The organism is Gemmatimonadales bacterium (assembly GCA_035502185.1).
In the GTDB taxonomy this organism is placed as follows: domain Bacteria; phylum Gemmatimonadota; class Gemmatimonadetes; order Gemmatimonadales; family JACORV01; genus Fen-1245.
Genome location: DATJUT010000018.1, coordinates 38,546 through 58,584 on the forward strand (window position 1 = coordinate 38,546; position 20,039 = coordinate 58,584).

Here is a 20,039-nt window from a genome sequence, read left to right on the forward strand (position 1 = left end):
AATGCGGTGTGAATCCCGCGCAGCCGGGCGCGTGGGCCGGCACCGGACGGTGCGGTTCGCGCGGCGAGCGGGATGCGCGCCATTCTCGGCCTCACGAGCCGCCGCTCTGCCACAACCGCCGGATCGCCTCCCGGTTGGCCGCGCTCGTGACGCGCGCGCCATCCGCGCGGTGCAGCCCGGCGATGCGGTCGGCGTAGGCCGCCTCGATCCGGCCCCGCACCATCTTGAGCGTGATGTTGAGCATCCGGTTCTGCTCGGTGAACGGCTCGTCGAGGACCGCGAAGGTCGAGGGCAGCCACCGCTCCGGGAACATCCCGGCGTGCCGCCCGCCGGCGCGGTACGCGTCGATCTCCGCCTCCAGGAGGCGCAGGGCCGCGTCCTGGCTCTCCACGCGGTCGGGCGCCAGGCCGTGATGCTCCCGCCACGCCGCCAGCGCCTCGCGGTTCGGGACGAGCAGCGCGACCGTCGCCGGCGACTGGTTGTTGTGCAGCATGATCTGGTCGATGAACCGGGAGCGGTCCACGACGGTCTCCTCGATGCCCTCCGGGCTGTACTTCTCGCCGTCGGGCCCGATCAGCAGGCTCTTCTCCCGCCCGAGCACGTACAGGAACCCGTCGGAGTCGAGGTAGCCGAGGTCGCCGGTGTGGAGCCAGCCGTCCCTGAGCGTCTCGGCGGTGGCCTTTTCGTTCTTCCAGTAGCCGAGCATCACGTTCTCGCCGCGGACCACGATCTCGCCTTTCCCGCCCACCGGCAGGTCGTGCCCGGCCTCGTCGCAGATCCTCACCTCGAGGTCGGGGGCGAGCACGCCGGAGGAGCCCAGCTTGTGGCGGCGGGGCGTGTTGGACGAGATGACCGGCGCGGCCTCGGTGAGGCCGTAGCCCTGGAAGACCGGGATGCCGATGGCGTAGAAGAACCGCTGCAGCTCGAGGTCGAGCAGCGCGGCGCCGCCGACGAAGTACTCGAGCCGACCCCCGAAGTTCTCGCGGACCTTGCGGAACAGCACCGCGTCGAACAGCGCCACGAGCGGCCGCAGCAGCGCGCGCGGCCCGCGCCCGCGGTCGAACCCGAGGCCGTTGTACGCCTTCGCCACACCCACGCCGGCGCGGAACAGCGCCCACGACAACGCGCCCCTGGCGCGCACGCCCTTCTCGATGCCCTTGCGGAGGGTCTTCGACAGCGCCGGCGCGCTGAGGAGCAGCGTGGGGCGCGTCTCCCGGATGTTCGCCGGGATGTTGCGCAAGGTCTCCATCGGGGTCTTGCCGGTCTGCACGCAGGCGAACGCGCCGCCGGTCGAGCCGAGGGCATAGATGCCGCAGGTGTGGGCGAAGGCGTGATCCCAGGGGAGGATCAGCAGGGTCACGGCGTGGGGCGGGAGCGGATAGAGGGCCGTGCCCTGCGCGATGTTCGCCGTGTAGTTGCGATGGCTCAGGACGATGCCCTTGGGGTCGGCGGTCGTGCCGCTCGTGTAGCAGATGTTGGCCGCGTCGGATCCCCGCACGGCGCGCCAGGAGGCGGCGACGCGGCCGGGCTGGGCCGCCAGCGCCGCCTCGCCGCGGGCGAGCAGGTCGGCGAACCGGACGACGCCCGGCACCGCCTCGCCCGGGTCGTCGAGCAGGACGACCGTCTCGAGCTCGGGCAGCTCGGCGCGCAGGCCCATCACCTTGCGCGCCTGGGATCCCGATACGACCGCCATCCGGCACCCGGAGTGGCTGAGGCGGAAGCGCAGCTCGGGCAGCTCCTCGACCTTGACCGAGATCGGGACGTCCACCGCGCCCGTGTAGAGGATCCCCAGCTCGGCGATCACCCACTCGCGGCGGCCCTCCGAGATCAGGGCCACGCGCTCGCCCTTCCCGAGGCCGAGGTCCAGGAAGCCGGCCGCGCAGCGGTGCACCAGCGTCCGCGCCTCGGCGTAGGTGGTCCCGTGCCAGGTCCCGTCCCGCTTCTCGAGGACCAGCGTGTTGCCGGCGAACCGCTCGGCGGCCGCTTCGAACAGCGCGGGCAGGGTCGGCGGGATCGAGGGATCGGAGCTCATCGCGTCCTCCTCCGGCGTCGCCGCACAACGACCCGGCGGCGTGATGTCCATCGCTGCGATGCGGCCGTCAAGCGGGCGTCAACCGGACCGAAGAGAGGATGTTCGCGCGCGCGGGGCCGTCAAGGAGGGTGACCGCACAATCACCGCGGGATGCGTCGCAGTTGCCCGTGGCGCGGGCGGAGCATTATGGTATGCGGACCGATGGCCATTCGCGTCTCGCCGAGCCGGACGGTCGGCCTCCTCGCCGCCGTGACGGGCGCCGCCATCGCCTGCGGCGGCTGCGAGATGGCGAGCCTGCCGGACCAGGGCGGCATCCACCCCGCCTCGCTGGCCTTCAGCGTCCAGCCGGAGTACGCCACGGCCGGCTTTCCCCTGGAGCCCGGGGTGTCGGTCACGGTGATCGAGAGCAACGGCGACACGGCCTACGAGTCGACGGCGAGCATCGGACTGTCGATCGCCAGCGGCACCGGGACGCCGGGGGCGCATCTCGGCGGCGTCACCCAGGTGGCTGCCGTGAACGGGACTGCCAACTTCCCGCAGGTGACCATCGATTCGGCCGGAACCGGCTACCGGCTGCTGGCGGTCGCGACCGCCCTCGGCGGCGCCGCGAGCGACACGTTCGACGTGACGGCCGGCGTGCCGACCCGGCTCGCGTTCCTGAGGCAGCCCTCGGGGGCCCCGGCCGGCGACACGATCAGCCCCGCGGTCCAGGTCGTGGTGCAGGACGTGCTCGGCAACATCGTGCTCGTCGCGTCCGACTCCATCGCGCTCGCCATCGCCGCGAATCCGGGTGCGGCCTCGCTCGGCGGGACCGCGGTCCGGCGGGCCGATGCCGGCGTGGCGACGTTCCCGGGACTCTCGATCAGTGCGGCGGGGGTCGGCTACACGCTCGCGGCCACGGCGCGCGGCTTCGCTGCGGATACCTCCGCGCCGTTCACCATCACCGCGGTGATCCCGCCCCAGCCCGGCGTCCAGCCGCGCCACTAGCGCACCTTGCCGTTTGCGCGCGCCGGCGGCATCCTCCGGCGGCCCGCACACCCTACACCTCCACCCTCCACCCTACTCCCATGCGCCCCATCCCGCTGCTTGCCGCACTGGTCATCTGTCCGCTCGCCGGCGCTCTCGCCCAGGACTCCACTTTCACCCACGCGGATACGCTGCGCGGCTCCAACGGGCCGGCGCGCGCGTGGTGGGACGCGGCGTTCTACGATCTGCACGTGCGGGTGAACCCCGCCGACAGCAGCATCGTGGGCTGGAACGGCATCACCTACCGCATCCTCCAGCCCGCGCGCGAGATGCAGATCGACCTGCAGGTGCCCCTGGAGATCGACAGCGTGGTGCAGGACCGCCACCGGCTGGCCTTCCGGCGGGACGGCGACGCCTTCTTCGTGACGCTCGCCGCGCGCCAGCGCGCGGGCGAGGTGAAGACGGTCACCGTGTGGTATCACGGCAAGCCGCGGGTCGCCCGGCGGCCGCCGTGGGACGGCGGCTTCACGTGGGCCCGGGACAGCGTGGGCAACCTGTGGATCGCCACGACGTGCGAGGGCCTGGGGGCCAGCGTATGGTGGCCGCTCAAGGACTACCTCGCCGACGAGCCCGACAGCCAGCGCATCGCGATCACCGTCCCGGACTCGCTGGCGGACGTCTCGAACGGCCGGCTGCGCAGCACCGTGCGCAACGCCGACGGCACGACCACCTACGAGTGGTTCGTCGCCGACCCGATCAACAGCTACGACGTCGTCGTCAACGCGGGCGTCTACGGGCACTTCGCCGACACGCTCGACGGCGCGGCCGGCCGGCTCACGCGCGACTTCTGGCCGCTCGCCTACCACCTCGACGTGGCGAGGCGGGAGTGGCAGCAGGCGACGCCGATGCTGAAGTGCTTCGAGCACTGGTTCGGCCCGTACCCGTGGTACGCCGACGGCTACAAGCTCGTCGAGGCGCCGCACCTGGGGATGGAGCACCAGAGCGCCGTCGCCTACGGCAACCACTTCCTCAACGGGTATCTCGGCCGGGACCTCTCGCGCACCGGCATCGGGCTCCAGTGGGACTTCATCATCGTGCACGAGAGCGCCCACGAGTGGTTCGGCAACAACATCTCCGTGCAGGATCACGCGGACATGTGGGTGCACGAGGGGTTCGCGGCCTACGCGGAGGGGCTCTACACGGAGTGTCAGCTCGGCCCGACGGCGGGCGCGGCGTACCTGATCGGCGTGCGCAAGGCGATCCGCAACGACCGGCCGGTGATCGGTCCCTACGGGGTCAACGGCACCGGGTCCGGCGACATGTACCCCAAGGGCGCCAACCTGCTGCACACCATCCGCCAGATCGTGGACGACGACGCGAAGTGGCGCGGAGTCCTGAGCGGGCTCAACCACGAGTTCTGGCATCAGACGGTCACCAGCCGGCAGGTCGAGGACTACATCAGCCGCCAGGCGGGCATCGACCTGGGCAGGGTGTTCGACCAGTACCTGCGGACGACCCGGATCCCGGAGCTCGACTACAAGGTCGAGGGCGGGACGCTCTCCTACCGCTGGGCGAACGTGGTGCCCGGGTTTGCGATGCCGGTCCGGGTCCAGGTGCCGGGGCTCGGCACCCGCGTGCTGCACCCCACCGAGGCCTGGCAGACGCTGGCGGTCTCCTCGCCGCAGGCCGCCGAGGTCGAGGTGGACGAGAGCTGGTACGTGACGGCGCGCGACGTGGGCGGCTCCGCGGCCGCGGGCAGCGGCGGGGGGCGGTGACGGGCGCGCCGCTGCGCCTTGCCGGCGCCGCGGGCAACGACGACCTTAGTGCCGACGCCGGCGCGCGCCCGGCCGGGTCGCAACCGCGAGCTGATCATGGAGATTCCGCCGGCACGTGAGGAGTGGGTTCGCGCGCAGCGCATGGACGCCGCGTCGCGGACCGCGCGCGTGCTCGCGCACGAGATCGCCAACTACCTCGGATCCACGAGATCCATGCTGTATCTCCTGGCCGAGGAGATCGGCCCCGATCCGCGCAGCCGGGCGGACCTCGACAGCGTGGTGCGCACGGTGGACAGCGCCACCAGGCTGGTGGCGGCGCTGCGCGGATTCGCCCACGCGCCCACGCTGGGCAACGGATCGGCGGACCTGAACGACGTCGTCGCCGAGGTCGAGGCCGAGCTGCAGGGCCTGATGCCGGCGGGCAAGACGCTCACGGTCGAGCGGGCGCCCGGCCCGCTGATCGTGAAGGCCGACGCGCCCAGGCTGCGGCAGCTGGTGCTGGACCTCGTGGCGGGCGCCAACCACGCGCTGCCGGTCGGCGGCCTCGTCGAGGTCGAGACGGGGCTCGTGCCGGACCCGGGCGGCGGCTCCGCGTCGCTCGTGGTGCGCGACGACGCGCCCGGCCTCGAGCCCGACGCGGCTGCCCGCATCTTCGAGCCGTACGTCTTCGATCCCGCCTACGACACCGGCCTCAGGCTCCCCACCATCTACGCCACCGTGGCACGGAGCGGCGGGACCATCAGCGGCGATTCGGCGCCGGGCACGGGGACGACGATCCGCGTCACGCTCCCGCTCGCCGCGGCCGCCCGGGCGGGGCGCTCGTGACCAAGGTCCTCATCGCCGACGACCACCCGGTCGTGCGGGAGGGCGTGCGCCGCATCCTCCAGGGTGCCAGCGAGGTCGAGGTGGTCGGTGAAGTCGGCCGATCGGACGAGGTGCTGGACGCGGCGCGGCGGCTGAAGCCCGACGTGCTGATCCTCGACATCGCCATGCCGGGACCGAGCCACCTGGAGGTGCTGGCCGCGCTCCCCGCGGCGTGCCCGGGCACGCGCACGCTCATCCTCAGCGCCCAGCCCGAGGAGGAGTACGCGGTCCGCGCGCTCAAGAGCGGCGCCACCGGCTACCTCACCAAGGACTACGCGCCGCCCGACCTCATCGAGGCGGTGCGCCGGATCGCGGCCGGCGGCCGCTACGTCACCGACGCGCTGGCCGAGCGGCTGGCCATGGGCCTGGGCAGCGACGGCGCGACGGAGCCGCACGAGCGCCTGTCCAACCGCGAGCTGGAGGTGCTGCGCCTGCTGGCCGCCGGCCTCAGCCTGAAGGAGATCGCGGCCCGTCTCGACATCAGCCCCAAGACCGTGAGCAGCTTCCGCGCGCGCGTGCTCGAGAAGATGGAGCTGCGCACCAACGCCGACCTGGTGCGCTACACGCTGGAGCATCACCTCATCTAAGTGACCTGCATCGCCTCCCGTAGGCCGCAGCCTACGGGGTGGCGGGCGAGCCTCACGCGCAACTTCCTGTCAATCCGATGTTTGCGATCGACCTCGGAGCCGATCTTACGCTCCGATGGCAGCGACGTCCCTTCCTCGACTCGCCGGCGAATCGGCGCCCGGCATCCGCCTCGCGGCGGCGCTTCGCGTCGCGGTGCTGACCGCGGCGCTGGCCGGCGCACCGTGCTTCGCGCCGGGCGTCGTGGCGCAGCACGCCGCCTCGATCCGGGCCAGTGCCGACGTCACCCGCTCGCTGATCGGCGCGCGCCTGGTGGCCGACGGCCCGGCGGCGTCCCGCGCCGTGTCCCTTCCCGTCGTCCGGCAGGTTCGGATCGCGGAGCTGGGGACCGTAGGCGTCGAGGCCGGGCCGCGCGAGGAGATCGCGGTGGCGCGGCGCCTCGAGCGAGTGCAGGGCCGGTCCACGATGCTCGTGCTCGTCGCCTGCGTGGGCAGCTAGCCCGTCCGATCGCGCCCCGAAGCTCGAAGCCCGCGGCCGGTGCCGCGGGCTGTTTCGTCTGGGGCTCGACCGGCCCGCGGTCGGGGCGCACGCCCGCGATGCGCCAGGCGGCGGCCGCGCGGGCCAGCACCACGGTCACGGAGCGGCGCGCATGCCGGCCCGGGGCGCCCGCCAGCGTGCCGGGCGCCCCGGGTCGGGGATGTCACCCTACTTCGCCCGGTGCGCTGCCGGCTTCGCGGGAGCGGCCGCGGCGGGCGCCATCGGGGCGGGTGGAGCATTGGGGCTCCAGCTCTCCGCGACGAGCATCCACTTGCCGTCGGCGCCACGGCGGAAGACCTCCAGGTACTTGCCGTCCTCCGACGGGCCGGTCTCCGCCGGCATCTGCTGGTAGTGGTAGCGGCCGGTGGTGTACATGAAGTCGCCCGAACCGTCCGCCGTCTCCTGCGTGAGCTGGATGGTGACCTTCACGCTCGACATGGCCTGGTAGAACTGGCGGATCGCCTGCATCCCCTTGACCATCGGCATGCTGGGCGGCTGCACCATCGCGTCGGGAGAGTAGCCCGCCGTCATACCCGCCACGTCGCCGACGGCGACGGCCGCGGAGTACGCGGAGTCCATCGCCTGCGCGGCTGCGTGGTCGGCGGCGGTGAGGGGGGCCGGCGCGGACTTGCATCCGCCCAGCACCGCGAAGGTGAGCAGGCACGCTCCCGCGGCGACTCGACGCATCTCAGGCTCCATTGGGTGTGGGGGCGAGTAGTCTGCCTGCGGCAGGCCGGGCGCGCAAGCGAGGCCGCTCACGCGGTCATGTGTCACGTCCTCGGGACGTCGGGCGGCCATCCGTCTCACGACGGTGACGGTGTGTCGTTCGTGGGACGACGACGGTCAACGAGCTGCTGGAACCACGCCGGCACGCAAGTGTTGCAGAAGCGAATATCCGACTAAGTTTCTAGGACTCACTTTCATTGGTTATTGAAGGACACTCCACTCGCGAGGGAGGGTGCCATGCGCCTGAAATCCGTTCACGTGTTCCTCGGGTTGTCGGCGGCGATCGCGCCGTTCGTGGCCCTGGGCTGCAGCAGCAGCGGCGACTCGACGACGCCCCCGGCGCCGGTGATCGCCCAGACGGCGACGGCGAGTGGGGACGGCCAGACCGCGCAGGTGGGCACGCTGCTGCCGAACGCGCTGCGCGTGATCGTCACGCTGAGCGGCGTGCCGCAGCAGGGCACGACCGTTTCGTGGGCGGCGGCGGGGACCGGGGCGAGCGTGAACCCGGCCACGTCGCTGACCGACGCCAGCGGGGTCGCGACCACGAGCTGGACGCTGGGCTCGACGGCCGGCACGCAGCACGTGACGGCGACGCTGTCCGGCGCGACGGGCTCCCCGGTGACCTTCTCGGCCACGGCCAGCGCGGCACCGGTGCCGGTGATCGCGATGACGTTGGCCGCCAACGGCAACGGCCAGACCGGCACCGTGGCCACCGCGCTGGCCAACCCGCTGCGCGTGGTGGTGACGTTGAGCGGCGCCGTGCAGCAGGGCGTCACGGTCACGTGGGCGGCGGCCGGCACGGGGGCGTCGGTCAATCCGCTCACGTCCCAGACCGACGCGAGCGGCATCGCGACGACGACCTGGACGCTGGGCCAGACGGCGGGCAGCCAGTCCGCCACGGCCACGCTGGCCGGCGCCACCGGCTCGCCGGTGACGTTCAACGCGACCGCGACGCCGGGGGCCGCGACGCAGCTCAGCCTGTCGAGCGGCAACAACCAGTCGGCCAACCTGAGCACGCCGTTCGGCGGCCTGCTGGTCGTGAAGGTGGGCGATCAGTTCAACAACGGGGTCGCCGGTGACACGGTGGCCTGGGCCGTGACGAGCGGCCCTGCGAGCGTCGTGTCGAGCAAGTCGGCGAGCGCTGCCGGGGGCCTCGCGCAGGACTCGCTCATCGCCGGCGGCACCGCCGGCGCGGTGACGGTCACGGCCACCGAGCCGGCCCTCAGCGGCTCGCCGGTGACCTTCAGCGAAACGGTCGCCACCCTGCCGACGACGGCCTCGGTGGCCGTGGGTCCCGGCGTCGTGTTCACCAGCGTGAGGAACGGCAGCGCGAACCCGGCCGTCGACACCGTCGCCGCCGGCGGAACGGTGACCTTCACCTGGGGCAGCGGATCGCTCTCCCACGGCGTGGGGTCGACCGGGACGCCGAGCTTCACCGGCCAGACGAGCCCGCAGACCAGCGGTACGTTCCAGGTCACCTTCAACACGGCCGGCACGTACGCGTACGATTGCATCGTGCACGGCATCGCGATGAACGGGGTGATCGTCGTGAAGTAGTCCGGCGCCGACGCCCGAAGGCTCGAGCGGCCCCGGGGGAATCCGGGGCCGCTCGTTCGTACGGGGCACCGCGTCCGGGCCGCGTCACTCGCTGGCCGGCGCCTGCGCTTCCCGCCGCACGGCGGCGGCGTGGGAGACCTGGATCCAGAGCACCGCGCCGAGGATCAGCGCCATCGCGGCGAACGTCCGCGGGCCGACGTGCTCCCCCAGCAGCAGCCACCCGAGCAGGACGGCGATCAGCGGGTTCACGTAGGCGTAGGTGCCGACGATCGTCGCCGGCGCGTGGTGCAGCGCGTAGGCGTAGGCGGTGTAGCCGACGATCGAGCCGAACACCACCAGGTACGCGAGCGCTCCCAGCCCCCGGGCCGTGAGGTGCACGGCCTGCGCCTCGCCCGTGACGAGCCCCAGCACGATGACGACGACGCCGCCGGCGACCATCTCGATCGCGGCGCCGACGTACGGGCCGGCCTCGGGCTGCCGGCGCCGGTAGTAGACCGAGCCGAGCGCCCAGGAGGCGCTCGCACCGGTGAGCGCGATGGGGCCCCGCAGATCGGCGTGCACGAGGGAGCGCGGGTCGGCCTCGACCAGCAGCGCGGTGCCCACCAGCCCGAGCAGCAGCCCGGCGACCACGCGCCAGGACAGCCGGCCCGAGCCCCCGGGCAGGAGCGCATCGAACACCGCCATCCACAGGGCGACGGTGACCACGAACAGGCTGGCCACGCCCGACGGCGTGAACTGCTCGGCCCACACCACGAACGTGTTGCCTCCGGCCAGGAGGAGCAGGCCGACGACGGCGAGAACCCCCCAGTCGCGGGCGCGGCGCGGGAGCCGCTCCCCGAAGGCGAGCGCTCCGCCGAGGAGGAGCAGCCCGGCCACGAGGAACCGGGTGCCGGCGAACAGGAACGGCGGCAGCGCGGCGACGCCGATCCGGATCGCGAGGTAGGTCGAGCCCCAGAACACGCAGACCAGCAGGTAGGCCACCAGCGCCTTGCCGCGCAACGCCGCCATTCGGTCGCTCTCCGCTCTCGGGTGCATCGGTGTGACACCGCGCCGGGTTCCGGCGTGAGACGCCCGCGGGCGGGCGGCCGCGCTAGTGCAGGAGGGCGATGCGGTACGGCATCTGGATGGCGATGCCCTGGCGGCCCCGCAGCTCCGCGATGCGGCCGAGCGTGGGCTCGCCCCGCGCGCCCACCGCCGCCAGCAGCTCGTCGTAGTCGTGGAACTGTTCGGCGCCCATCAGCGTCTCGTCGCGTGCGACGGCGAGCCGGCCGACCGCCTGCCAGGCCCGCTCGACCCCGGCTTCCTCTCCGCGGTACCAGGACCAGCGGGACCCGGGCGCGTGGTCCACCACCAGCGTCTCGGGCGCCAGCGTCCGCGCGTGCTGCAGCGCCGCGCCGGGCTCGGCCGTCTCGTGCAGGCAGAACTCGAAGAAGACCACGTCCGCCCGGGCGCGGACCGACGCAAGCTCGCCCTTGAAGACGATGAAGCGGCTGACGAGGCCCTGCTCGCGCAGCGCGACGCCCAGCCGCCGCACCGCCTCGGCATCCGAGTCCACGGCGAGGACGCTCCGGGCGTCGCGCGCGTAGCCGGCGAGCCGGCCGCCGCCGGCGCCGACGTGGATGACCGACTTGTCCCGGAAGTCGTAGCGGGAGGCGATGTTCTCCATCAGGGCGCGGACGTCGGTCGCCATGGTCGCCCTCCCGACCCGTCGCGAGTGCCCCACGCCGTGCCCCCACCCCGTATTCCGCCGCGGCCGGGCGCGCTCACACGTTAATGCCCGCGCGCCCGGGCGCAACGAGGGGGCGGCCGCCGCCGGCCGCCGCCCCCCCTCGATCCCGCGGCCCGTCAGTTGGCGACGAGCTCGGGCCGGACGGTGAGGATCAGCGCGGAATTCGGCTCCGCCCCCCCCACGTTGCCGAGCACCGCCGTCTTGCCGACCGGGATGCCGACGTGCGTCTCGAAGGAGCCGCCTTGGCGATACATGGTCAGCCTGACGCTCAGGCCGACCACGGTGCTGTCGCCGGTGCCGGCGACCCGGTCGAGGAGCGTCTCGAGATGGTAGGGGCCGCCGCTGCCGGCCAGCGTCTGCTCGCTGCGCGAGTTGCTGGCCGCGGTCACGACGCCTTCGGCCACCAGCGCGTAGCCCTTGAAGCGGAACAGCGAGCGGAGTGCGGCCTCGACGTCGCGGATGCTGGAGTCGGCCCGCGCCGCGCCGTCGGCCCGGATGACCTTGAAGGTCAGCCGCACGCTCGGCTGCGGCCGATCGAACTGCGCCAGCACGCGGCCGATGCGATCGAGATTGTCCGGTGTCTCGCGCACCGTCAGCGTGCTCTGGCTGATGCTGATGGCCCCCTGGGCGCCGGGGCGGTCCTGGTACACGTAGGGCTGGACGATCTTCTGCACCTCGTCGCTCGACAGGTAGTGCAGGGCGAAGGTGCGGGTCTCGAGCCGCGTGGGCGACCGGCCGCACGCCGAGAGGAGCGGAAGCAGAACCAGGAGCGCGAACGAAGCACGCGCCTTCATGACGACCTCCGTGAGGTGAGATACCAGACGACCACGATGTTGGAATCGGCGGGCTGGAGCACGACGAGGCTCTGCGCGGGCGACGCGGTCACCGAGAAACCGACCGGCGCCGCGGGTCCGACGGCCGGCAGCGAAGGTCTCGACACCTGCCGGGCCGGCAGCAGGAGGATGCCGGCCGCCGCCGCCGCCGCGGCCAGCGTCCCGAACCCGATCCGTCGCACCGTGGCGCGGCGCCGGGCGGCGGCCACGGCCCGGGCGACGGCGGCGGACTCCTCCAGCGTCGGCCGCACGGCCGCCAGGCGCCGCGCCAGCGCGCCTTCCACGCCGACGATCCGGGCCGCGGCCCTCCGGCACGCGGTGCAGGTCTCGAGGTGGGCCGCCAGCTCGGAGCCGGCGCCCGGCGCCAGGTCGGCCAGGTCCGCCTCGAGCAGCAGGTCTCGCGCTTCCCGACAATTCATCGTCCCTCCTCGGCGGCCAGCTCCGGCCAGCGTTCCAGAATGCCGGCCCGCACGGCCCGGCGGGCGTGGAACAGGTGCACTCTCGCGGTGACGGGGCTCGTCCCCAGCCGCTCGGCGATCTCCGCCACGGTGCAGCCCTCGAGATCCGCGAGGTGGAACACCTCCCGCTGGCGGCGGGGCAGGCTCCGCATCAGCCCCTCGGCGAAGGCGGCGACTCGCGCGGCGTGGACCCGATCCGCCGGGTCGTCGGTGGTCACGGGCTCCGCCTCCGCCTCCCTGGTCGCGGCCTCGGCCAGCCGGCGCCGGCTCCCGAGCCGGCGGCGCAGGTTCGACGCCTCGTTGCGGGTCACCTGGAAGAGCCAGGTGGTGAAGCGCGAGCGCCCGGCGAACCGGTGCAGGGAGCCGTGCAGCCGGATCAGGACCTCCTGCGTGACGTCCTCGGCGTCCGCGGCCTCGCCCGTCTGGACGAGGGCCCACTGGAACACCGTTCCGCGGCATCGCCCGAGCAGCTGCTCGAGAGCGCCCGCGTCGCCTCGCCGCGCCCTCGGGACCAGGTCGGCGGCCGCTGCTTCCAGGCTGCTGGCTTCGCTCACCGCCGCTCCGGTGCTCCCACTGCAGGTGAGACGTTGCGGATCGAAACCGCGTTTAGCGGTGTAGGGCCGTTCGGCCTATTGTTCAATGCCCATCCCAAGGAGCCCGGTCAACATGCGAACCCACGTGCTCGCGACGGTCTCGCTGCTGCTGGGCGCGGCCGCCGCGCCGGCCCTCGCCCAGTCCTACCACGTCACGCACACCTACACGCTCGGTGGCGACGGCGGCTGGGACTACCTCGCCCTCGACACCGCCGGCCACCGGCTGTTCATCGCCCGGCAGGACCGGGTGATGGTGGTCAACCCGGAGACGGGTGCCCTCCTGGGCGAGATCCCCGGGCTCAATCGCGCGCACGGCGTGGCGTTCGACTACGCGACCGGCCACGGCTTCGCGACCTCCGGCGCGGACAGCACGGTCACGATGTTCGACCTCAAGACCCTGGCCGTGCTGGGGCGGACGGTCGCCGCGATCGACGACGACGGCGTCCTGTTCGACCCCGCCACCGGGCACGTCTTCACGATGAACGGCGACGCGGGTAGCGAGACGGCGATCGACGGCGCCACGGGACAGCGCCTCGGCAGCGTGGACCTCGGCGGCAAGCCCGAGTTCGGCGTGAGCGCGGGCGACGGGATGCTGTACGTCAACCTCGAGGACAAGAGCGAGGTGGCCGAGGTGGACGCGCGCGCGATGCGCGTCACGCGGCACTGGTCCATCCGTCCCTGCGAGGGGCCCAGCGGCCTCGCCGTCGACCGCGAGCACCACCTGCTGTTCAGCGGCTGCCGCAGCGGCGTGATGGGCGTCTCCGACGCGCGGGCCGGCAGGTTGATCACCACCGTGCCGATCGGCCGCGGCGTGGACGCGTGCCGGTTCGACGCCGCGAGGCGCCTCGCCTTCGCGTCCAACGGCGACGGCACCATCACGGTGATCCGCGAGGACTCGCCGACCGCGTTCAGCGTGGCGGCGAACGTCTCCACCAAGGCCGGCGCGCGCACCATGGAGCTGGACGAGGCGACAGGCCGCCTCTACACCGTCACCGCGGACTTCGGCCCCGCGCCCGCCCCCACGCCGGAGCGCCCGCGCCCCCGGCCGCCGGTGCTGCCGGGCACGTTCGCGCTGCTGGTGCTCGAGCCGTGACGCGCGGACCGGCCCTCGTCGCCGTCCTCGCGCTCGTCCTGCTTCCCGGCGGGCTGGCGGCGCAGCGCCCGGAGCTGGCGCCCCTGGGTGCGTTCCTCGGCAGGTGGCGCAGCGTCGGCGAGTCGCACGCGACCAGGTTCTCCACGGCGGGCCGCTCGGAGGCGGATCTCGAGTGCGTGTGGTCGGCCGGGTTCCGGTTCCTCGCCTGCGACCAGCAGATCCTCTCGGGCGGCGACTCGATCGAGCAGCTCAGCGCCTACGGGCCGGCGGACTCGGGCCGGTTCGTCCTCTACGCCGTGACGCCGGGCGGGCGGCCCGCCTACTCCGCACGGGTCACCATCGCCGGGCATACGTGGACCTACGAGAACCCGAACGCGCCCGCGACCGGCACGCGCTGGCGCACGATCAACGAGTGGGTGAGTCCCGGCGAGATGCACTGGCGCGCCCAGTTCTCCGAGGACGGCGAGCACTGGACCACGACCAACGAGGGTGTGACGACGAAAGTCGGGTAGCCGGCGGTGCCGTACGGGTGGCTGGCGGACCTGGTGCTGGCGGCGCACCTCGCGTTCGTGGGGTTCGTCGTGGCGGGCGGGCTGCTGGTCCTCCGGCGACCCACGCTCGCCTGGGTTCACCTGCCGTGTACGGCCTGGGCCGTGGTCGTCGAGTTCGCCGGCATCGTCTGTCCGCTGACGCCGCTCGAAGTCCGGCTGCGGATGTCGGGCGGCGAAGCCGGCTACGCGGGCGACTTCGTCGGCCACTACGTCACGGCCCTGCTGTACCCCGCGGGTCTCACCAGGGGGTTGCAGGTGGCGCTCGGTGGCATCGTCCTCCTCCTCAACGTCGCGGTCTACGGACTGCTGCTCGCCCGGCGGCGCCGTGCCCCGGCCCGCGTGCACGCGGAGGCGCAGTCGTCGGCCCAAGACCGGGGTCCCGGCGACCGCGGACTGGCCTGAGCGAGCAATTCCCATCAGATTGCTCCGGTTAGCTGCACGCTGAGGAGCGTCCTTGGCCGCACCGCTGCGCCGCGCCCCGGAGCCCGCGCCGGCACCCGCCGACGCGCTCGAAGCCTACTTCGAGCCGTTCCGCGCCAACACGATCGGTCACGACCAGGTGTTCCGCTCGCCCTACGGTGAGCAGCGGATCGTGTACGCGGACTGGACGGCGAGCGGCCGGCTGTACGGGCCGATCGAACGGCGGCTGCTCGAGGACTTCGGGCCCTTCGTCGGCAATACCCACTCGGAGTCGAGCGCCACCGGCTCGGCGATGACCGTCGCCTACCACGAGGCGCACCGCGTTCTCAAGGCGCACGTGCACGCGGGGCCGGAGGACCTGATCCTCACCACCGGGTCGGGGATGACCGGCGGGATCAACAAGTTCCAGCGCCTGCTCGGGCTCAAGGCGCCCGAGGCGCTGCGGCGCCACATCCAGCTCGCGGAAGCGGAGCGGCCGGTGGTGTTCGTGACGCACCTGGAGCACCACTCCAACCACACTTCCTGGTACGAGACGATCGCCGATGTGGTGGTGATCCCGCCCGACGCCCGGGGGATCGTGGACCTCGCCGCGCTGGAGGAGCTGCTCCACCGCTACCGGCACCGGCCGTTCAGGATCGGGGCGTTCAGCGCCTGCTCGAACGTGACCGGCGTCGAGACGCCCTACCACGCGATGGCGAAGCTGATGCACCGCGCGGGTGGCGTCGCGTTCGTGGACTGGGCCGCCTCCGCGCCCTACGTCTCGCTGGACATGCACCCGGCGGACCCCGAGGAGCGGCTCGACGCCGTGCTGTTCTCGCCGCACAAGTTCCTCGGCGGGCCCGGGTCGGCAGGCGTGCTGATCTTCGCCCGCGATCTCTACCACAACCGGGTGCCGGACGAATCCGGCGGCGGCACGGTGGCCTGGACCAACCCGTGGGGAAAGTACGCCTTCCTCGACGATCCCCAGGCGCGGGAGGACGCCGGCACGCCGGGGTTCCTGCAGGCGATCAAGGCCGCACTGGCGGTGCGGCTCAAGGAGGCGATGGGCGTCGAGGCGATGACCCGCCGCGAGCGGTTCCTCGTGCCCTTCGTCCTGGATCAGCTGGAGGCGATCCCGGGCGTGCACGTCCTGGCCCGGGGGTGCCGCGAGCGCCTCGCGATCGTTTCGTTCTACGTCGAGGACCTGCACTACAACCTGGTCGTCCGGCTGTTGAACGACCGGTTCGGCGTGCAGTCGCGCGGCGGCTGCTCCTGCGCGGGCACCTACGGGCACTACCTCCTGAACGTGGATCCCTCTCGGTCGAAGCACATCACGGACCGCATTGACGCCGGCGATTTCTCGGAGAAGCCGGGCTGGGTGCGGCTGTCGTTCCACCCCACGACCACGATGGCCGACGTGGACCACTGCCTCGGCGCGGTGGCGGAGATCGTGCGCCACGCCGAGGACTGGTCCAGGGATTACCGCTACTCCTCCACCACCAACGAGTACGCGCACCGGGACGGCGACGCCGAGGCGCACACGCGCGTCAGCCGGTGGTTCGCCCTGGAGCCCCCGGGCCGGGACGCGTAGCTTCGGCGGCATGCACCCCCGCCGCATCCTGGTTCCCGTTCGACAATCCCTGAAGGCGTATTGGGGCACCGCGGTGCTGCTGGCCGCGACCGGCGCCGCCGCCCTGGCGGTGCTGGTGCCCGCGGCCGCGCTGGTGGGGCCGGGCGCCGGCCTCCCGGTGCGGCTGGGCGTGCCGGTCACCGGCGGCGCGGACTTCGGCGTGGTGTGGGGCGCGTTCGTGCAGACGCCCGACGCCATCCGGGCGTCGGCGCTGGGCAGCCTGGCGCACCTCCTGTTCGGCGTGGCCGCGGGCGTGGTGGCGGTGGCGTGGCTCACCACGATGTCGCTCTCGACCGCGCGCGCGACGGCCCGCGCCGGCGAGGTGGTGATCCGGCGGTCGGTCGGGGCCAGGCGGCTCGACCTCCTGGCGTCGGCGCTGCTCGAGGGCGGCGCCATCGCGGCGGTCGCGCTGGTGATCGGCGGCGTGACGGGACTCGCGGCCGCGCGCGTGGCGCTCGGCGCGTGGCCGGGGGCGGCCGGGCCGGCGGCGGCGGGGCCCGGCGTCCTGGCGGTGGGCGTGACGCTGGCCGGCATCGTGCTCGGGGCCCTGTTGTCGCTGGCGGCCGCGCGTCCGGGCGCCCGGCTCGTCGTGGCGGAGGAGGCGCCGCTCGGCCTCGCGGTGCCGGTGGTGCAGCTGGGGCTGAGCCTCACCGTGCTCGTCGTCGGCTCGCTGCTGAGCCGAGGCGCCGCCGCGACGAGCGGCGCCGCGGGGACCGGCGCGAACGGCCAGGTGCTCGAGGTCACGACGGCCGACACGCCGCCCGAGCAGCGCGCCGCCGCGTACGCCGCGGCGCTGGCGGACCTCTCGCGCGACCCGACGGTGGCGGTGGCGAGCCTGGGGAGCCGGGGCCTGATCACGGGGCTCGGCCCGATCGACGTCACCGAGACCGACTGCGGGCAGTGCCGCTGGAGCAACGGTTGGCTGGAGTTCCACACCTTCTTCGCGGCCCATTTCCTGGTCAGCGCCGACAGCTTCCGCGCCCTCGGCCTTCCGCTGCTCTCGGGCCGCGGCTTCACGAGCGCGGATCGCTGGGGCGGTCCGCGGGTGGCCGTGGTGAGCCGGACGCTCGAGCGTCTGCACTTCCAGCCGTCGGGTGCGCTGGGGCGGACGCTGCACCTGGGACACGATCCCGACGGCAACTACACGGTGGTCGGCGTGGTCGCGGACCGGCGGCCGGTCGGGCTCGGCGGCGCGAGCGTGCCGCTCGAGGCGGTCTACCTCAGCGTGCTCCAGCATCCGGCGCCCGCGGTCGAGCTGCTGGTGCGGGCGGCGCGGCCCGGGGGCGAGGCGGCCGGGAGCCGGGCGCTGCGGGGCGCGCTGGGATCGCGGCTCGCCGCCGTGACGCGGATGAGCGAGGCGGGGCTCCTCGCGGGCGAGGCCGCGCCGCTCCGCTGGTTCGCGCGGCTCGTGGGCGCCACGGGATGGGCGCTGCTCCTGATGGCGGTGATCGGCACGTTCGCCGTCATGTGGCTGTGGGTGACGGCGCTCCTCCGGGAGCTGGGCGTGCGGCGCGCGCTCGGCGCGCGGCGCCGCGACGTGCTCGGCTTCGTGCTCGCGCGCGCGGCGGTGGTCGCGGTGGCCGGCGTGGCATTCGGCGCCTGGGCGGGCCTGATGGCCTGGGACGCCTTGACCGCCGCGGTCGCCGGCCTGCCCGCCTGGGATCCGCGGGCGGTCGCCGGCTACGGCGCGCTGCTCGTGGCCGCGACCCTCGCCGGCACGTTGCTTCCCGCCTGGCGCGCCGCGCGCGCCGCGCCGGCGCGCCTCCTCGCGACGCCGTAGCCCGCCCCGCCTCCTCGGGCGCTCCGGCGGCGTCCGGCTCTCCTCGCGCCCGCCTGCGGGGACGGATACATTTCGCCCCCCTCTCACCATCACAGGAGACCGTCGAGATGAGCATTCGCGCAGGCAAGGTAGTGATGTTCGGCACCGCGGCACTCGCGCTCGCCGGCTGCTCGACCGTCCGCAGCGCCATGGGCGGCGCGATGGGCGGCGTCAACACCGGCGTCTCGAACGCGGCCGGGAACGCCGTCGCCGGCCAGTTCCGCGGCCCGTCCGTGCCGGGCGCGCCGGCCGGCGGCGCGGGCGGGGCGGGGATGTCGGGCCCGCAGTCGGCCCAGATGATGACCTACTACGCCAACTGGATGTTCACCCTGGGCTTCAACTCGGGCGGGTACGGCCTGCCGAACACCGACCTGCAGCCCGGACAGTCGGTGACCTTCGAGTTCACGCAGGGCAGCAACACGCAGCGGATGGAGCACGCCTACCTGACCAAGCTGCCCGACGGCACGCAGTGGTACCGCGTGAAGTGGTACAACCTGTCGGACAAGCCGGACACGGTGGTCTTCGAGGCCCTCTTCAACGCCGACCGCTCCCAGGTCCTGCGGATGCGCGGCAAGACCAGCGGCCAGCAGGCCGGCGAGATCCCGGTCGAGCAGAACACCGGCTTCGCGTGGCGCGAGCCCACGTACCTGACGCAGCAGAGCCTGACGGCGGCGACCGTGGGCACCGAGACCGTCACGACGCCGGCGGGGAACTTCAGCGCCAAGCACATCCGCTACACGATGATGGGCGGCGGCACCTACGAGTGGTGGACCGCCGACAACGTGCCGGGCGGCATCGTCAAGCAGGTGGTCGGCTACCAGAGCAACATGTACACGCAGACCCTGGTCGCGATGGCCAACAACGCCACCACGGAGCTGGGCAGCTACTGATCCGGGCAGTCACCAGGCAGACGAACGGGCGGCCGCTGCGTGGCCGCCCGTCGCGTTGCCGGGAGCAGGGTAGCGCCCAAGCGCGCCCGTGGCTCGTGACCCTGCTCGGCCTGCTGGGAGACCTCGTCTTGCTGGGGTCGGTGATCGTCGTACTCGTCCTGGTCGTCCGGCTGGCGGTGCAGGCGGCGCTCGGGCGGTGGGGCGCGGTGGGGCGCGGGGCGCGGGTCCTGGGGTTCTATCTGGGCGGCTACGCGGTCGTGCTCGTGGCGGTGGCGCTGACGATGCCGCGGGAGTCGCGCGCGGCGCGCGAGCGCGAGTGCTTCGACGACTGGTGCGTGGCGGGCGTCCGGGCGGAGCCCGCGGCGGCCGACGCGCCGTGCGCGGCCGACGCCGGGACGCGGGTGTGGGTCGCGACGGTCGAGGTGTCGAGCGACGCCAAGCGGGTGCGGCAGCGGGCGCCGGACGCGCGCGCGATCCTCGAGGACGAAACGGGACGGGAGTACGCCGCGTGTGGAGCGCCGCTGGGCGCGCACGTCCTCGCCGACCAGCTCGGTCCCGGCGACGCGTTCCTGGTGAGCGAACCGTTCCGGCTCCCGGCCGGCGCGGTGCCGGCCGGCGTGGTGATCAGCCACGGCGGGTTCCCGGGCCTGCTGATCATCGGCGATGACCAGAGCCTGTTCCACCCGCGGACCCTGCTGGCGCTCGACGTGCGCGGCGGCTAGCGCCGGAGCTTCCGCCGTCCCGGCGCCGGCGCGCCGGTACTGAAGACCGCCCGACCGCAGTAGTATTCTTGGCCGTGTCCGACATTCCGCCGGAACTCCAGGCCGCCCTGGCGGCGCGCTACGAGCTGCGCCGCGTGCTCGGCCGCGGCGGCATGGCCACCGTGTATCTCGCGGACGACCGGAAGCACCATCGCCAGGTCGCGCTGAAGGTGCTGCGCCCGGACCTGGCGGCCTCGCTGGGCGCCGAGCGCTTCCTGCAGGAAATCCAGATCGCGGCCCG

21 protein-coding genes are annotated in these 20,039 nt (G+C 73.4%); 14 read left to right on the plus strand and 7 right to left on the minus strand.

The genetic code is table 11. The annotated features are described in order from the left end of the window. Positions 1-91 precede the first annotated feature (91 nt). Positions 92-2,032 (minus strand): AMP-binding protein, encoded by a 1,941-nt coding sequence (locus VMF70_02515; GenBank protein ID HTT66879.1) that lies wholly within the window; start codon positions 2,030-2,032, stop codon positions 92-94. A 201-nt stretch (positions 2,033-2,233) separates the two neighbouring features. Between VMF70_02515 and VMF70_02520 the strand changes: the two genes are divergently transcribed. From VMF70_02520 to VMF70_02540, 5 genes are all read left to right on the plus strand, one after another. After that, positions 2,234-3,019: a hypothetical protein gene (locus VMF70_02520; protein HTT66880.1), complete on the plus strand. Its 786-nt coding sequence runs from the start codon at positions 2,234-2,236 to the stop codon at positions 3,017-3,019. Positions 3,020-3,099: 80 nt separating this feature from the next. Beyond that, a complete protein-coding gene (locus VMF70_02525; GenBank protein ID HTT66881.1) occupies positions 3,100-4,773 on the plus strand; it encodes a M1 family metallopeptidase in 1,674 nt (557 codons plus the stop codon). Positions 4,774-4,869: 96 nt separating this feature from the next. Further along, a complete protein-coding gene (locus VMF70_02530) occupies positions 4,870-5,598 on the plus strand; it encodes a HAMP domain-containing sensor histidine kinase (GenBank protein HTT66882.1) in 729 nt (242 codons plus the stop codon). Further along, positions 5,595-6,224 carry a response regulator transcription factor gene (locus VMF70_02535; GenBank protein ID HTT66883.1) on the plus strand — a complete coding sequence of 210 codons (630 nt, stop codon included), beginning with the start codon at positions 5,595-5,597 and terminating at the stop codon, positions 6,222-6,224. Before VMF70_02530 ends, VMF70_02535 begins: the two co-directional genes overlap by 4 nt. 115 nt (positions 6,225-6,339) lie before the next feature. Beyond that, complete coding sequence (locus VMF70_02540) at positions 6,340-6,720, plus strand: hypothetical protein (GenBank protein ID HTT66884.1); 381 nt, start codon at positions 6,340-6,342, stop codon at positions 6,718-6,720. Between the two features lie 207 nt (positions 6,721-6,927). Here VMF70_02540 and VMF70_02545 read toward each other — a convergent pair whose 3' ends face one another. Beyond that, on the minus strand, positions 6,928-7,446 hold the full coding sequence (locus tag VMF70_02545; protein HTT66885.1) for a DUF4440 domain-containing protein: 519 nt from the start codon (positions 7,444-7,446) through the stop codon (positions 6,928-6,930). A gap of 276 nt (positions 7,447-7,722) precedes the next feature. Between VMF70_02545 and VMF70_02550 the strand changes: the two genes are divergently transcribed. Continuing rightward, the gene (locus tag VMF70_02550) at positions 7,723-9,042 is read left to right on the plus strand and encodes a hypothetical protein (protein HTT66886.1); all 1,320 of its coding nucleotides are present in this window, start codon (positions 7,723-7,725) and stop codon (positions 9,040-9,042) included. Between the two features lie 84 nt (positions 9,043-9,126). On the opposite strand, the gene VMF70_02555 is transcribed toward VMF70_02550, so the two are convergent. The 5 genes from VMF70_02555 to VMF70_02575 all read right to left on the minus strand — a co-directional run bounded on the left by VMF70_02555 (position 9,127) and on the right by VMF70_02575 (position 12,616). Then, positions 9,127-10,050, minus strand: a complete 924-nt coding sequence (locus VMF70_02555; protein HTT66887.1) for an EamA family transporter — start codon at positions 10,048-10,050, stop codon at positions 9,127-9,129. Positions 10,051-10,132: 82 nt separating this feature from the next. Continuing rightward, the gene (locus VMF70_02560) at positions 10,133-10,732 is read right to left on the minus strand and encodes a methyltransferase domain-containing protein (protein ID HTT66888.1); all 600 of its coding nucleotides are present in this window, start codon (positions 10,730-10,732) and stop codon (positions 10,133-10,135) included. 155 nt (positions 10,733-10,887) lie between these two features. Then, positions 10,888-11,565 (minus strand): hypothetical protein, encoded by a 678-nt coding sequence (locus VMF70_02565; protein ID HTT66889.1) that lies wholly within the window; start codon positions 11,563-11,565, stop codon positions 10,888-10,890. Next, a complete protein-coding gene (locus VMF70_02570) occupies positions 11,562-12,023 on the minus strand; it encodes a hypothetical protein (protein ID HTT66890.1) in 462 nt (153 codons plus the stop codon). Before VMF70_02570 ends, VMF70_02565 begins: the two co-directional genes overlap by 4 nt. Next, the gene (locus VMF70_02575; protein ID HTT66891.1) at positions 12,020-12,616 is read right to left on the minus strand and encodes a sigma-70 family RNA polymerase sigma factor; all 597 of its coding nucleotides are present in this window, start codon (positions 12,614-12,616) and stop codon (positions 12,020-12,022) included. The genes VMF70_02570 and VMF70_02575 overlap by 4 nt, the downstream gene beginning before the upstream one ends. 112 nt (positions 12,617-12,728) lie before the next feature. On the opposite strand from VMF70_02575, the gene VMF70_02580 reads away from it, so the two are divergent. The 8 genes from VMF70_02580 to VMF70_02615 all read left to right on the plus strand — a co-directional run. Further along, positions 12,729-13,748, plus strand: a complete 1,020-nt coding sequence (locus VMF70_02580) for a hypothetical protein (protein HTT66892.1) — start codon at positions 12,729-12,731, stop codon at positions 13,746-13,748. Continuing rightward, on the plus strand, positions 13,745-14,260 hold the full coding sequence (locus tag VMF70_02585; GenBank protein ID HTT66893.1) for a hypothetical protein: 516 nt from the start codon (positions 13,745-13,747) through the stop codon (positions 14,258-14,260). Before VMF70_02580 ends, VMF70_02585 begins: the two co-directional genes overlap by 4 nt. A gap of 6 nt (positions 14,261-14,266) precedes the next feature. After that, the gene (locus tag VMF70_02590) at positions 14,267-14,701 is read left to right on the plus strand and encodes a DUF2784 domain-containing protein (GenBank protein HTT66894.1); all 435 of its coding nucleotides are present in this window, start codon (positions 14,267-14,269) and stop codon (positions 14,699-14,701) included. Between the two features lie 52 nt (positions 14,702-14,753). Then, entirely contained in the window at positions 14,754-16,289 is a 1,536-nt protein-coding gene (locus VMF70_02595; protein ID HTT66895.1) for an aminotransferase class V-fold PLP-dependent enzyme, read from the plus strand. A gap of 10 nt (positions 16,290-16,299) precedes the next feature. Beyond that, a complete protein-coding gene (locus tag VMF70_02600; GenBank protein ID HTT66896.1) occupies positions 16,300-18,108 on the plus strand; it encodes an FtsX-like permease family protein in 1,809 nt (602 codons plus the stop codon). Between the two features lie 107 nt (positions 18,109-18,215). Next, positions 18,216-19,037 carry a hypothetical protein gene (locus VMF70_02605; protein ID HTT66897.1) on the plus strand — a complete coding sequence of 274 codons (822 nt, stop codon included), beginning with the start codon at positions 18,216-18,218 and terminating at the stop codon, positions 19,035-19,037. Between the two features lie 95 nt (positions 19,038-19,132). Next, positions 19,133-19,759 carry a hypothetical protein gene (locus VMF70_02610; GenBank protein HTT66898.1) on the plus strand — a complete coding sequence of 209 codons (627 nt, stop codon included), beginning with the start codon at positions 19,133-19,135 and terminating at the stop codon, positions 19,757-19,759. A gap of 74 nt (positions 19,760-19,833) precedes the next feature. Further along, a partial coding sequence (locus VMF70_02615) for a hypothetical protein (protein ID HTT66899.1) occupies positions 19,834-20,039 on the plus strand: 206 nt, incomplete at its 3' end.